We start from the raw sequence: 14,038 nt of genomic DNA, 5'->3' as shown, positions 1-14,038 counted from the left end.
GCTCATCAGGGCATCCTATCCCTTGCAGCTGTATATCCGGCTGAGCCTCCGTGCCTCACTGGCACGAATCCGCATCGTGATGGGGTTGGTTGGTGTTTTGATGTCGCTTTTGTTAGAATGAGAACATATGATTACTACTTGAGAGCCATGGGAGGTGCGAAAGCGATGATACCTAACAAATCGAAAGGTCGTCGTTTTCCTTTATTGCCGCTTCGAGGACTACTTGTGTACCCCAGCATGGTTCTGCATTTGGATGTGGGGCGCGAGAAATCCGTTCGAGCGCTGGAAAAAGCTATGGTTGAAGATAATTTAATTCTCCTGTGCTCCCAATCGGAAGTGAATATTGAGGATCCGGGTCAGGAAGATATTTTTCGCGTGGGAACGGTCGCCAATGTGCGCCAGATGCTCAAGCTGCCCAATGGCACGATCCGTGTGCTTGTGGAAGGCGTAGAACGGGCTGAAATCCTGCATTACACCGATAATGAGGAATTCTATGAGGTGATGGCGCGCGAGCTGCCGGAGCAGCTGGATGTGGACCAGGAGAGCGATGCGCTGATGCGCACGGTGCTGACCCAGTTCGAGCACTACATTTCTCTGTCCAAGAAAGTCACCCCAGAAACGCTGGCTGCCGTCTCCGATATTGAAGAGCCAGGCCGCCTTGCGGATGTGATTACAAGCCATCTGTCGCTGAAGATCAAGGAGAAGCAGGAGATCCTGGAGACCATTGACGTCAGCAAACGGCTGGAGAAGCTGCTTGATATCCTGAACAATGAACGCGAGGTCCTGGAGCTGGAGCGCAAGATCAACCAGCGGGTCAAGAAGCAGATGGAGAAGACGCAGAAGGAATATTATTTGCGCGAGCAGATGAAGGCGATCCAGAAGGAGCTTGGCGAGAAGGAAGGCCGGGCCGGAGAAGCTGAGGAGCTGCGCACCCAGATGCTGGAGAAGAAGCTGCCGGAGCGTGTGCAGGAGAAGATGGAGAAGGAAATCGACCGTCTGGAAAAGATGCCCGCAAGCTCTGCCGAAGGCGGCGTGATCCGCAACTATGTGGATTGGCTGCTTAGTCTGCCCTGGAGCGAACAGACCGAGGATGACCTCGATATCGTCAAGGCCGAGCAGGTGCTGGATGAGGATCATTACGGACTGGAGAAGCCGAAGGAGCGGGTGCTCGAATATCTCGCTGTACAACAGCTGGTCAAGAAGCTGAAGGGTCCGATTCTTTGTCTGGTAGGCCCTCCCGGTGTAGGCAAAACCTCACTGGCGCGTTCCATCGCGCGTTCGCTGAACCGCAAGTTCGTCCGCATCTCGCTCGGCGGTGTGCGTGACGAAGCGGAGGTTCGCGGACACCGCCGCACCTATGTCGGTGCAATGCCAGGGCGGATCATCCAGGGCATGAAGAGTGCCGGAACCATGAATCCGGTCATTCTGCTGGATGAGATCGACAAGATGGCCGCCGATTTCCGCGGTGACCCGTCAGCGGCGCTGCTGGAGGTGCTGGACCCGGAGCAGAACAACACGTTCAGCGACCATTTTGTGGAGCTGCCGTTTGACCTCTCGAATGTCATGTTCGTGACAACGGCGAACGTGGTGCATAACATCCCGCGTCCGCTGCTGGACCGGATGGAGATGCTGTTCATTCCCGGCTACACGGAGCTGGAGAAGCTGCAGATTGCCAGCCGCTATCTGCTGCCGAAGCAGAAGAAGAACCACGGCCTCACGGAGGAGCAACTGACGATCAGCGAAGAGACACTGCTGCAGATTGTCCGCGAGTACACCCGCGAATCCGGCGTGCGGAATCTGGAGCAGCAGATCGCCGCCTTATGCCGCAAGGCCGCCAAGGCGATTGTCTCGGCGAAGCAGGAGCAGGTGACGATTCTGCCCGGTGACATCAAGGATTATCTCGGAGCGTCGAAATACCGTTACGGGATGGCCGAACTGGAGGATCAGATCGGCACGGTGACTGGACTGGCCTGGACCGAAGTCGGCGGCGACACGCTGCTAATCGAGGTTACGGTCGTGCAGGGCACCGGGAAGCTGACACTGACCGGACAGCTGGGCGATGTCATGAAGGAGTCGGCCCAAGCCGCCTTCAGCTATACCCGCTCGAAAGCGGAGGAGCTTGGATTGGCGCCCGATTTCTACGAGAAAATCGATATTCATATTCACATTCCTGAAGGTGCGATTCCGAAGGATGGCCCGTCGGCAGGCATTACCATTGCTACAGCGCTGATCTCTGCACTCACCAAACGTTATGTCTCCAAGGATGTGGCGATGACCGGTGAGATTACGCTGCGCGGGCGGGTGCTGCCGATCGGGGGGCTGAAGGAGAAATCGCTGGCCGCCCACCGGGCAGGCTATAAGAAGATTCTGCTTCCCAAAGACAACGAGCGCGATCTGAAGGAAATTCCCGAAAGTGTGCGCAAGGACGTGGAGTTCGTGCCCGTCTCCCATATGGATCAGGTTCTGCAGCATGCGCTTGTAGAACATATCGAAATCAGCAGTGAGCCACCGGGTTCGCCAGCAACGCTTAATCACTGATCAGAGCAGCGTAATTTGCAGGCAGTCTCTTGACAGGATGAGGTTAAGCTTCTAAAGTTGTACGCGTACCAGCAAGTAGTGTATTAGAAAGGGAGTCCTATGAAAGTTACCAGTTCCGATTTCATTATCAGCGCCGTCGGCCCTGATCAATATCCAGATGATGGCTTGCCGGAGATTGCTCTGGCAGGCCGCTCCAATGTAGGCAAGTCTTCTCTGATCAACCGGATGATCAGCCGCAAGAACCTGGCCCGCACCAGCTCCACCCCCGGTAAGACGCAGCATATGAACTATTATTTGATTAACGAGATGATGTATTTCGTCGATTTCCCTGGTTACGGGTATGCGAAGGTGTCCAAGACACAACGGGCCGTCTGGGGCAAAATGGTCGAGAGATATCTCTCTGATCGTGATACGCTGAAGCTTGTGCTGCTGATCGTCGATCTGCGCCATGAGCCAAGTGCCAACGACAAGATGATGTTCGACTGGCTGAAGCATTATGATCTGCCTATGTGTGTCGTAGCCACCAAAGCAGACAAGATTCCGAAGACACGGCAGGCGAAGCATATCAAGATTATGAAGCAAGGCCTTGGCTTATTGCCGGGCGATAACTTTATTCCTTTCTCTTCGGAGGAAGGGCTGGGCAAGGAAGTACTGTGGGAGCTGATCGGTGGATATCTGCAGCGTGCCAGTGAAGAGAATGTGGCGGGAGAAGCGAACGATGCCGCTGAAACAGCGGATAGACTACCAGAATAAATCAGGCGAAATCAGGCGGAGCCGTCACATGTAGAGCGGGACTTGCCGCCTGTAGCGCTTGCGGATTTTAATAGAATTGATTTTTGTCAATCATTTCCTAGTGAAATGGTTGTATTTTTTTGCTTAATGTATCATTAATCCATAGAAAAGGACCGATAAAAAGAATATGATAGATACTCACAATCACATTCTGCCATTTATGGACGATGGAGCTGCGGACTGGCAGGCGGCTCTGACTATGGCGGAAGACGCCTGCCGGGATGGAATCAAGACGGTTATTGCTACGCCACATCATGCCAATGGACAATATATGAATCCGGCTGCCGAGATCCGGGAATCAGTGAGGTTGCTGAATGAGCGGCTTCAAGGCAGCGGGATTCCACTGCAGGTGCTGGCGGGACAGGAAATCCGCGTATATGCTGATCTGCTCGATGATCTTGACCGGGGAGAATTGCTGACGCTGGCGAACTCCCGTTACATTCTGCTGGAGATGCCTTCTTCACGGGTGCCCCGCAACATGGAAGAGGTCTGCCATGAACTGGTGATCCAAGGTTATGTGCCAGTGATTGCCCACCCGGAGCGCAATGCTGAAATCGCTGCCGATCCTGCAAGACTGCAGAGAATGATTGAGCTGGGAGCAATTGGACAGTTGACGGCGCAGAGCGTGGCAGGGGTATTCGGGGGGAAGCTGCAGAAGCTTTCGCTGGAATTATGCCGCCGTGGCAGCGCGCAGCTAATTGCCTCGGATGCCCATAATAGCGGCCACCGTCCGTTTGGGCTTAGCGAAGCTTACCGAGTGCTGGAGAAAGAGATAGGGACAGATTTTTGTCACTATTTTCGCAGAAATGCGCAGCAGATTCTTGTTGATCAAGAGATTATTATAGTGGATAATGTAAATGCCAATACAAAAGTTAGTAAATTGTTCTCATTTTTTTCTCGTAAAAGGTGACCTTTCGGCAAATTGGTGGTAGAATGGGTTTTATTGGGGTATTTTTATTTATTCTGTATAGTGAGATAGTAAAATGTTTGCTAGATTCACTATCAAGTAAGCGCAATACCAACATTAAATTACATAATAAGAGGTGGATGAGACAGTGACAATGAAGAAGAAGTTAGTAGTGTCAACGTTGGCAGTAAGTATGGCAGCAGCATCAGTAGCAAGCTTTCCGTTCAGCAGCACAGGTTTGGCTCAGCAATTGGGATTGGTAAGCACAGCATCGGCGGCAACAGTGAGTAATGCGACAGTGAAAGAAAAAATTAAAGCAATCTACTCCAAGCTTTCTGTAACAGATCTGGTATATCTCAATAAGTACAAACAAGAAGTTAACGCAATTGACATGAATACTTACAAAACGATGTTCAAGCCTGTACTCGATAAGATGATTGATAAGGCAAAACTTAGTGATGAAGAAGTAGAAACATCCTTAAACCTGTTCAAAAGTGTTTCGAGCGTAGTTTATGATGTATATGCAAACGACTATAGCGGATTCAATGATATTCGTGTTAACACCAAGAACGTAGATTTGCTCAAGAAGCTGGGTACCGCTGCTGAAGCAGGCAACTTCACTTTCGATGATCTGCTGGAATTCAGCTTTGGAACTAACGGTGTGGAAGCGGAACTGCGCAGACTTGTGGCAAGCAAGATTTCGTCCGGAGATCTTAAGAACATTGATGTGGACTCTTTCTTGGATGAAGCCATCACCAATGTGCTCAATCGGAGAACTGGTGATAATGCATTAACTGTCAGCAAAGTGGTATACGGACTTGGAATTACTCCGGGAGACGTGAAGCTTTCCCTGCAGAACCTGAACGCTACAATTAAATCCGCTAAGCCTGCTGCTAAGCAGCTTGCACTCGCTTACTTAAGTGCTTATCCGCTGACTGTTGATGGCGGCACTAACCCTGGTAATAGCGGCGGCGGTGGCGGTGGCGGCGGCGTAGTTACTACTCCAGCTACTCCAGTCTTTACAGCAGATGGAAGCCTGGATGTGTCCAAGCTGGTTTCCGTAGTTGGCGACAAAGCAACCTTGAAATTGGTTGACGCTGACATGATCAAGGCATTTGATGCTCTGGTAGCAGCTAATGCAGGCAAGACAGGTCTTACGCTTACCCTGAACCTGGGAACAATTAATGCGAAGACTGTAGAAGTTCCATTGTCCAAAGCCATCATTGAAGCAGCCAAAGCTAGAGGTATTGCCAATATCGCGATTACTTTCAATGGTGTAACGATTACTATTCCAGTAGCACAGTTCACTGAAGCTGTAACGCTGACTGTATCCACTCTTGCTGATACTGTATTCACATCAGTAAGCAGCCTGAAGCTGGCTTCCAGCGTATATGAACTTGACCTGACGGTTGGTGGAGTGCCTACAACTACCTTCAAACAGCCAATCACGATCAAATTGCCGCTGAAGAACACAACTGGCCTGGACAAAGAATTGTTGTCCGTTGCTAAGCTGGTATACGGCGCACTGCAATTCCAGGGCGGTGTAGTTAATGGTGAATTCATCATCGAACCACGCGATACCTTCTCTTCCTACGCTGTAGTAGAGAACAAAGTATCCTTCAGCGATATTACAGCTGTACAGAAATGGGCGGGCAGAGAAATTGAAGTTGTAGCTGCCAAAGGTGCCATCGAAGGCATTGGTCAAGGCAAATTCGCACCGAAGAGCAATGTAACCCGTGCTGAATTCTCCAAGATGCTGATCCGTGCATTGAACCTGGAGAATAACTCCGCTGTACAGAAATTCACAGATGTAAGCTCGTCCGCTTGGTATGCTCCTTATGTAGCTGTAGCTGCTGAGAAGGGTATCATCAACGGCCGTGGGGATTCCAAATTCGATCCTAACGCTACCATCACTCGTGCTGAGATGGCTACCATGATCTCCCGTGCACTGAAATCGATCAAGCCTGATGCGGCAACAAGCAGCTCTTCGCTCAGCCAGTTCTCCGATGCTAACAAGATTGCAGCATCACTGAAAGATGGCGTAGCATTTGCAGCAAGCAACAAGCTGGTTATCGGCAATGCTGGCAAGTTCAACCCTAATAACACGGCAACACGTGCTGAAGCAGCTGTAATTATCTACCGTACAATTAACTTCAAGTAAGCACTTATAAGGTTTTGGAGAGCCTCCTCTCGTGGTAGTTGAGAGGAGGCGCTTTTTTAGTCAAGAGTTGAAAGATTACAGAAACCACTTGGAGGGAAATACACTTGTCAGCACAAGAATTAGATCTTCGCGATTATTTCCGGATTGTCAGGAAGAGAATGTGGATGATTATTAGCATTGTTATCGTGGCATGTGTAATTGCTGGAGTATACAGTCTTTATATCAAGAATCCGGTATATGAAGCGTCGACGAAGATTATTGTCAACCAGACTCCGACGCAGTCAACGGTGGGACAGCTGGACCTGAACCAGATCAATACCAATATTCAACTGATTAATACGTACAAGGAAATCATTAAGACACCCGCAATACTGGATGCTGTAACGCAAGATTACCCGCAATTCAACATCACTACGGAAGAGCTGTTGAAGAAGGTTAATGTAAGCTCTGTCAATAATACGCAGGTGATGACACTTGTCGTTCGAGATAATTCCTACCCGAAGGCTGCCGAGATTGTAAATGCCATTTCGCAAGTGTTCAAGGAACGGATCCCCTCCCTGTTCAATGTGCAGAATGTATCGATCCTGAATGAAGCCAAGGTAGACCCGCCTATACAGCCTGGACCGGTAGAACCTAATGTGATTATGAACCTGGCGATTGCTTTTATCGTTTCATTAATGATTGGACTCGGGATTGCTTTCCTGCTGGAGTATCTGGACGATACACTGAAGACCGAAGCCGATATTGAGCGGTATCTGGGTCTGCCAACGATCGCGATGATTACCCGCCTGGGTCAAGATGAAGGCAAGACGAGTCCGGCCGACAGCCATGTACAGCAAGCCAGAAAGGCGGGAGAATTAGATCATGTCACAGCAGCCAAATAAACAACGCCATCTGATCACCGTTACCAATCCGCGCTCTCCAGTCTCGGAAGCGTTCCGCGCGTTGCGCACCAATATTGATTTCTCCTCGATCGATGAGCGGATTCAGGTCATTATGGTAACCTCCTCCGGTCCAGAAGAAGGCAAGTCTACAGTCTCCGCCAATCTGGCGGCAGCCTATGCACAGGCAGACAAGAAGGTGCTCTTGATTGACGGTGACTTGCGTAAGCCAACAGCTCATAAGACGTTCACGCTCAGCAACCGCTATGGGTTGTCATCCTTGCTCTCTCAGCAGGCCGATCAGACCGATGTAATTCAGGACTCGGGAGTGCCTAACCTCTCCATTATGACCTCTGGTCCGATTCCGCCCAATCCGGCAGAGATGATGGCCTCCAACCGGATGAGCATGGTGCTGCAGGAGCTGCGCCAACGCTTTGATATGATTTTGATTGATACCCCGCCACTGTTAGCCGTTACCGATGCCCAGATTGTTGCTTCCAAGAGCGACGGTGTAATTATGGTCGTGAGTTACGGCAAAGTGAAGCGGGATATTGCTGTCAAGGCCAAAGCCAACCTCGACCGTGTAGGTGCCAAGATGCTGGGTGTGGTATTGAACAACGTCAAACGCAAAGCCAGTGAAGGCTATTATTATTACTATTATGGCAACTAATTTCATAGCAGCAGACAAAAATGTTATTTTTGGAGGCACTGAAAATGACAGCGAGAACTAGAGTGTTATTGTTGTTCCTGATCGATATAGCTATTATCTGGTTCAGTATTGTTACCTCGTATATGTTCAGGTTCTATGATGGAATCTCTCAGGAATATATGTCCCAGATGCTGCTCTTTGGATTGATCTCAACGATAACCTTCGGCGGAAGTTTAATCTACTTCGGTCTCTACCGCAGAATGTGGCAGTATGCCAGTATTGGGGAGATAGTATCGGTACTTAAAGCGATTGTAGTAGGAGCAGTTCTCTCGTATGCGATCGCTTATATTGTGCTGCCGCAGCGTGTGCCCTTTGGTATAGAGGTGCGAGTGATGGAGACGATCCTAGTGCTGGTGGGAGGGGTGCGCTTCTTGTGGAGAGTATTTCGCAACGAACGCAGCCGCTACAAAGATACACAGACCCATACGCTGATTATTGGCGCGGGCGATTGTGGCACACTGATTGCCAGGGAAATGATGGGTCCGACGTTCGCCCATACCAAGCTGGTAGGATTCATCGATGACAGCATGAACAAATATCATATGTCGATCCTGGGAATTCCTGTTCTGGGCAACCGTTATGATATTCCGCGGATCGTGAAGGAACGGGAAGTCCACGAGATCATTATTGCGATGCCTTCCGTCTCCCGTACGGAGATCTCCGAGATTATTAATCTGTCCAAGAAGACAGGCGCGAAGCTGAAGATTATCCCAGCCTTGAATGATCTGATTGCCGGCAAAATATCAGTCAAGAAGCTGCGTGATGTCAGTGTTGAGGATCTGCTGGGACGTGAACCAGTAGTAGCCGACATGAACGGGATTCTTGGCTATGTGCATAACAAGATCGTACTGATAACAGGTGCGGGGGGATCGATTGGTTCTGAGCTGTGCCGCCAGATTGCTCCCTTTGCACCAGAGAAGCTGATGCTGCTGGGGCATGGCGAGAACAGCATCTACACCATTGAGATGGAGCTGCGCCAGACGTTCCCTGAGCTGAACCTGGTTACGGTTATAGCAGATGTGCAGGACCGCAGCCGGATGATGGATGTATTCGCTGGCCACAAGCCGCAGGTAGTCTTTCACGCGGCAGCACATAAGCACGTTCCTCTGATGGAGCGTAATCCGTCGGAAGCAATCAAGAACAATGTCTTCGGTACCCGCAACGTAGCCGATTGCGCCGACAAATATGGCATCGAGCGGTTCGTGATGATCTCCTCCGACAAGGCGGTTAACCCTACCAGCATCATGGGCGCCACCAAACGGATTGCTGAGATGTATGTGCAGAGTCTGGATGCCGCCAGCCATACGAAGTTCTCTGCGGTGCGGTTCGGGAACGTGCTGGGCAGCAGAGGCAGTGTGATTCCGGCCTTCAAGCAACAGATCGCTGCCGGTGGTCCAGTCACTGTAACCCACCCTGAGATGGTGCGTTATTTCATGACCATCCCGGAAGCTGTGCAGTTGGTCATCCAGTCCGGTTCCTTCGCCAAGGGAGGCGAGGTGTTCGTACTGGATATGGGAGAGCCGGTCAAGATTCTGACACTGGCCGAAGACTTAATCACCTTGTCGGGCTATACCCCGTATACAGACATCCAGATTCAGTTCTCCGGTATACGCGAAGGTGAGAAGCTGTATGAAGAGTTGCTGACCGACGAGGAGAGTCTAGGGGCCACACAGCATGACCGAATCTTTATTGGCAGACCCAATGTCATTTCCCAGCACCAGCTGGAATTGGAGTTCAAACGCCTGGAACGCGTGCTCAGTGAAGACGGAGAAGCGATTCGTGAAGTCATTAACCAGATTGTACCGATGATGCCCGTTGTTCAAGCCGCTATTAGCTAAGGAATCCAATACCGGAGGTAAGAACCGTGAAGAGATGGAAGAAAATATTAATCTGGATCATATCCATTGTTGTAGTGCTGGGTATCGGCGGACTGTTCGCCGCCAACTATGCCGTAGATCGCCTGATGAATTCGATGGCCGAAGGTTTCGATCTGGAGACGGATGAACCAGACGTTGTCATTGACGAAACTGGAACTGCCCCAACCGAAGCGCCTGGGACAGAAACAACCAGTGAGCCAGCGGCTTCCGCTGACCCTGCTGCCTCAGCATCGGCTCCCCCTAAAGATGAAGACAAAGCAGTAGCAAATAGCCAGAATGACGGAGAAGCTGAAACGGGTGTTGAACCTACAACAGCAGCGACTGCTAAACCAGGAAGTCCGTCGGCCACAGCTAAACCGACAGCCGCGCAAGATGGATATAGCGCAGAGGTTTCCACAGACAAAGCCAAGGATATTAAAGAGAACGTAAGCGTGAAAGAGAAAGCTGATGTAGCATCCATTGTACTTGGTCAATTAAGTGTCTCCGATATCAAGCGGCTTCAGGATCTGGCCAGCGGTGGTTTATCCATTGATGAGAAACGGGAAGCCCGCAGTATTCTGCTGGGTAAATTATCCGATGAACAATATAATGAGCTGTCACAGATTGCCAAGAAATACGGCGTGAGTCAAGGGAAGACGAAAGATCAAGTTTTGGTAGAAGAACAACAAGAATCTAACAAAGGAAGTGAATAACATGTTCAAAGCTCAGATTCCGGCGGCAGCATTGCTGGCCGTAGCCTTAATTGGTGCCGCACCGTTAACGGCATCTGCACCGCTATCTGCTTCGGCAGCTGTAGCCAAAGTCGTTGTAACACCAGCCAAGGCAGTTGAAGTACAGAGCATGAAGGTCAACATGCTGTTTGATGGGGTTAGCTTACAGCCACCGACTGGTCAATACGTATTCATGCACAAGAATACAACTTATGTACCGCTGAGATTTATGTCCTACGCCTTGCAGAAGAGTGTAGCCTGGGATGCCAAGAACCTGAAGGTAACTGTTAGTGAACCAAGTGCTGCAGAACTGGTGCAGATCAAGGAATACCTGACGAATGCAGCGGATAATAATATTGCAGCTGTTACCAACAAGGTTAAGCTTAATGAGATCCCGGCCAAATATGTATTTAATGGGGTAACTAAGACTTTGCCGCTAGGATATTCCAGCTATATCTTAAATGGAACGGTATATGTGCCCCTACGTTACTTATCGGAAGCTGTAGGCCATTCGATTAGTTGGAATCAGCAAAATAAAACGATTACAGCGAATTCTGAAGCTTATCAGGCGTTGCCTTCCAGTACCCCTGAAGTTAAGCCGGATGCTACCGCTAAACCAGTAGCTACACAAGCACCTTCAGCCACTCCAGCCCCGTCACCTGCAACAGGTGGAGCTGCCGCAGGCGGAGGAAGCGGTGGTACAGACAAGCTGTCCTATGAGACCATTACCAGCGAAACGGAAGCCAAGCTGACGGCGCTGCGGTCCCAGAGTGCCGCCACCCTGTTCGATACAGCGCTGCAATATGTTGCAGCGGAAGACGATGCTGCGAAAGCCAGCATCAAGGCCAAAGGCAAGCAGCAGCTCGCTTCATTTACAGCCAGCTTCAATAGTATAATCTCTGACGCTGAACAAAAACTGAACAACAATGGACATAGCACGGCTATTATCAGTGAATACAGAAGTGCATTTGAGAATGAACTGCAGAATGGTTTGAATTCGGCTGCCGGATTAGTAGATTAACAGATAAGAACAGGCTTCTCTTGAATGACGGGAATCGTACATTCAACGAGAAGCTATACATAACTATTACAAGTACCCAAAGGATCAGGTGAACCTATCGATGAGACCCTATATTGTAGTGAAGCAGATGCTGGATTGGACCTTGGCTTTAATTGGAATGCTCCTGTTATGGCCTTTTTTCTTGATTATTTCGCTGATTATCAAGTTAACTTCCAAGGGACCGGTATTGTTCAGACAGAAACGGCTAGGCAAGAACAAAGCTGAATTCTATATTCTGAAATTCAGAACGATGCGAACCGATACCCCCAGTGATATGCCTACTCATTTGCTGCAGGACCCTGATTTCTTCATTACCAAGGTAGGCAAATTTCTCCGCAAAACAAGTCTGGATGAGCTACCGCAAATCATCAATATTCTCAAAGGCGAGATGAGCATTGTAGGACCGCGCCCGGCACTCTGGAATCAATATGATCTGATTGCAGAGCGCGACAAGTATAGAGCAAATGATATCAAGCCTGGACTAACGGGGTGGGCGCAGATTAATGGGCGGGATGAGTTACCGGTTGATGTGAAGGCGAAGCTGGACGGAGACTATACAGATAAGATTTCATTCCGGATGGACTTCCGTGTATTCCTGATGACTATCCTGAGTGTGATTAAGTCGGACGGTGTAAGAGAAGGAGCTTCTGATCAGGGAACATCAACAGGAACTGAAGGAGTAAGCTTATAACATGGAGAAGCGTAAGATACTAATTACCGGCAAAGGAAGTTACGTGGGCACGAGTTTTATCAAATGGCTTGAACAGTGGCCTGATGATTATGAAACGGTAGAAATCTCAGTCAGAGGCGAGGAATGGAATAACCATGACTTCTCCCAATATGATGTAGTGCTGCATGTTGCCGGAATAGCGCATGTTTCTACTGATCCTAAGATGGAAGAACAGTATTATAAGGTGAATCGTGATTTGACTATTGAAGTTGCAAAGAAAGCAAAAAAAGAGGGTGTAAAGCAGTTTATTTTTATGAGTAGTATTATCGTATATGGGGATAGCAGTCGTGAACTAAAAGTTATAGATAGAGAAACGATTCCTAAACCTAGTAACTTCTATGGGCACAGTAAACTTCAGGCAGAGAAAGGAATAATGTCCTTAGAAGATGGCAACTTTAAGATAGTTATCATCAGACCACCAATGATATATGGCAAGGGTTCTAAAGGAAACTATATTAAACTAGCTAAGTTAGCACGGAAATTGCCTTTTTTCCCCAGAGTTGAAAATCAACGAAGTATGTTATACATTGACAATCTTTGTGAGTTGTTGAGATTATTGATTATTAATAGGGATGGCGGAATTTACTTTCCGCAAAATGGCGAATATGTAAATACTAGTCATCTTGTTTCTCTGATAGCAAAGTGTAATGGACGAAATATTAGATTGATAAGAGGGTTTAATATTATACTACTAATCTTGAGCAAGAGAATAAAGCTAATAAATAAGATATTTGGAAATTTGGTTTACAAAATGAATATTAGCGAATATAAAACAAAATATCAAATCAAAGGTTTGAGTGAATCAATTCTGATAACGGAAAATGAAGATAATGGAGATAATAAATGAATAGAATAGTAGATAATAACCTTGTTTCGATTATTACACCAGCATATAATTGCGAGAAATATATAGAAGAGTGTATAGAAAGTGTTAGAAAACAAACATATGAAAACTGGGAATTAATAATAATTAATGATAAATCTACTGATCTTACAGAAAAAAAAATTATAGAATACTGTAAAACTGATAGTAAAATCAAACTACTAAATCTAGAAACAAATATGGGAGCCGCAGCTGCTAGGAATTATGGGATTAAAAATTCAAGCGGAAGATTTATTGCTTTTTTGGATTCGGATGATGCTTGGAAAAGTGAAAAACTAGAAAAACAGATAAATTTCATGTTAATTAATAATTATAGTTTTACATTTACTGCTTACGAAATAATAAGTGAAAAGAAGAGCGATAAAGTGAAAATATTTCATGTGCCTGAGAAAATCGGATATAGAGAATATCTGGGGAATACAATTATTGGATGTTTAACTGTGATTATGGATAAAGAAATTTTAGGTGAAATAGAATTTGAAACTGGCTATTTAGAAGATGTTTTAACCTGGATGAAGTATCTAAAACAAGGTCATTTTGCTTATGGCTTGGATATTAATTTAGCTGAGTATAGAGTTGTTGAAAATTCAGTGTCTAGTAATAAACTTCAGAATGCAACTAGATATTACAATTGCTTAAGAAAGAGGCAGGGATTATCTGTCATGAAAAGCGTCTACTTTCAGTCAGGATATATGTTCAATGCTTTGAAAAAAAGAATATTATGATCATTAATTCTTTTTAAAGAGAGAACGCATATATTTATTTTGATTTCGAAATATAATTGGTCAGT

At 47.6% G+C, this 14,038-nt stretch carries 12 protein-coding genes; all 12 read left to right on the top strand.

From position 1 onward, the window contains the following. The first annotated feature begins 165 nt into the window (after window positions 1-165). The 12 genes from lon (at window position 166) to B9T62_RS25215 (ending at window position 13,973) form a co-directional block, all read left to right on the top strand. Window positions 166-2,538: an endopeptidase La gene (lon, locus tag B9T62_RS25270; protein ID WP_087917808.1), complete on the top strand. Its 2,373-nt coding sequence runs from the start codon at window positions 166-168 to the stop codon at window positions 2,536-2,538. Between the two features lie 99 nt (window positions 2,539-2,637). Continuing rightward, complete coding sequence (yihA, locus tag B9T62_RS25265; protein WP_087917807.1) at window positions 2,638-3,291, top strand: ribosome biogenesis GTP-binding protein YihA/YsxC; 654 nt, start codon at window positions 2,638-2,640, stop codon at window positions 3,289-3,291. A 166-nt stretch (window positions 3,292-3,457) separates the two neighbouring features. Next, a complete protein-coding gene (locus tag B9T62_RS25260; RefSeq protein ID WP_245864054.1) occupies window positions 3,458-4,240 on the top strand; it encodes a tyrosine-protein phosphatase in 783 nt (260 codons plus the stop codon). A gap of 151 nt (window positions 4,241-4,391) precedes the next feature. Beyond that, a complete protein-coding gene (locus B9T62_RS25255) occupies window positions 4,392-6,398 on the top strand; it encodes an S-layer homology domain-containing protein (protein ID WP_157794002.1) in 2,007 nt (668 codons plus the stop codon). A gap of 104 nt (window positions 6,399-6,502) precedes the next feature. Next, entirely contained in the window at window positions 6,503-7,282 is a 780-nt protein-coding gene (locus B9T62_RS25250; RefSeq protein WP_087917805.1) for a YveK family protein, read from the top strand. After that, window positions 7,263-7,949, top strand: a complete 687-nt coding sequence (locus B9T62_RS25245; protein WP_087917804.1) for a CpsD/CapB family tyrosine-protein kinase — start codon at window positions 7,263-7,265, stop codon at window positions 7,947-7,949. Before B9T62_RS25250 ends, B9T62_RS25245 begins: the two co-directional genes overlap by 20 nt. Window positions 7,950-7,993: 44 nt before the next feature. Beyond that, the gene (locus B9T62_RS25240) at window positions 7,994-9,826 is read left to right on the top strand and encodes a polysaccharide biosynthesis protein (protein ID WP_087917803.1); all 1,833 of its coding nucleotides are present in this window, start codon (window positions 7,994-7,996) and stop codon (window positions 9,824-9,826) included. Between the two features lie 26 nt (window positions 9,827-9,852). Next, on the top strand, window positions 9,853-10,557 hold the full coding sequence (locus tag B9T62_RS25235) for a hypothetical protein (RefSeq protein ID WP_087917802.1): 705 nt from the start codon (window positions 9,853-9,855) through the stop codon (window positions 10,555-10,557). A 1-nt stretch (window position 10,558) separates the two neighbouring features. Then, the gene (locus tag B9T62_RS25230; RefSeq protein ID WP_087917801.1) at window positions 10,559-11,596 is read left to right on the top strand and encodes a copper amine oxidase N-terminal domain-containing protein; all 1,038 of its coding nucleotides are present in this window, start codon (window positions 10,559-10,561) and stop codon (window positions 11,594-11,596) included. A gap of 100 nt (window positions 11,597-11,696) precedes the next feature. Then, window positions 11,697-12,326 carry a sugar transferase gene (locus tag B9T62_RS25225; protein ID WP_087917800.1) on the top strand — a complete coding sequence of 210 codons (630 nt, stop codon included), beginning with the start codon at window positions 11,697-11,699 and terminating at the stop codon, window positions 12,324-12,326. A 1-nt stretch (window position 12,327) separates the two neighbouring features. After that, window positions 12,328-13,212 (top strand): NAD-dependent epimerase/dehydratase family protein, encoded by an 885-nt coding sequence (locus B9T62_RS25220; RefSeq protein ID WP_087917799.1) that lies wholly within the window; start codon window positions 12,328-12,330, stop codon window positions 13,210-13,212. Then, window positions 13,209-13,973 carry a glycosyltransferase family 2 protein gene (locus B9T62_RS25215; RefSeq protein WP_087917798.1) on the top strand — a complete coding sequence of 255 codons (765 nt, stop codon included), beginning with the start codon at window positions 13,209-13,211 and terminating at the stop codon, window positions 13,971-13,973. Before B9T62_RS25220 ends, B9T62_RS25215 begins: the two co-directional genes overlap by 4 nt. The last annotated feature ends 65 nt before the right edge of the window (window positions 13,974-14,038 follow it).

This window comes from Paenibacillus donghaensis (genome assembly GCF_002192415.1).
Classification (GTDB): Bacteria; Bacillota; Bacilli; order Paenibacillales; family Paenibacillaceae; genus Paenibacillus_AQ; species Paenibacillus_AQ donghaensis.
The sequence above is the reverse complement of the archived record's forward strand: the minus strand, read 5'-3'. Positions and strand labels throughout refer to the sequence as shown.

Bases quoted from the DNA above. Each gene is read 5' to 3' on its own strand.
- lon (WP_087917808.1), top strand. From the start codon at position 166: ATGATACCTAACAAATCGAAAGGTCGTCGTTTTCCTTTATTGCCGCTT.
- yihA (WP_087917807.1), top strand. From the start codon at position 2,638: ATGAAAGTTACCAGTTCCGATTTCATTATCAGCGCCGTCGGCCCTGAT.
- B9T62_RS25260 (WP_245864054.1), top strand. From the start codon at position 3,458: ATGATAGATACTCACAATCACATTCTGCCATTTATGGACGATGGAGCT.
- B9T62_RS25255 (WP_157794002.1), top strand. From the start codon at position 4,392: ATGAAGAAGAAGTTAGTAGTGTCAACGTTGGCAGTAAGTATGGCAGCA.
- B9T62_RS25245 (WP_087917804.1), top strand. From the start codon at position 7,263: ATGTCACAGCAGCCAAATAAACAACGCCATCTGATCACCGTTACCAAT.
- B9T62_RS25240 (WP_087917803.1), top strand. From the start codon at position 7,994: ATGACAGCGAGAACTAGAGTGTTATTGTTGTTCCTGATCGATATAGCT.
- B9T62_RS25230 (WP_087917801.1), top strand. From the start codon at position 10,559: ATGTTCAAAGCTCAGATTCCGGCGGCAGCATTGCTGGCCGTAGCCTTA.
- B9T62_RS25225 (WP_087917800.1), top strand. From the start codon at position 11,697: ATGAGACCCTATATTGTAGTGAAGCAGATGCTGGATTGGACCTTGGCT.
- B9T62_RS25220 (WP_087917799.1), top strand. From the start codon at position 12,328: ATGGAGAAGCGTAAGATACTAATTACCGGCAAAGGAAGTTACGTGGGC.
- B9T62_RS25215 (WP_087917798.1), top strand. From the start codon at position 13,209: ATGAATAGAATAGTAGATAATAACCTTGTTTCGATTATTACACCAGCA.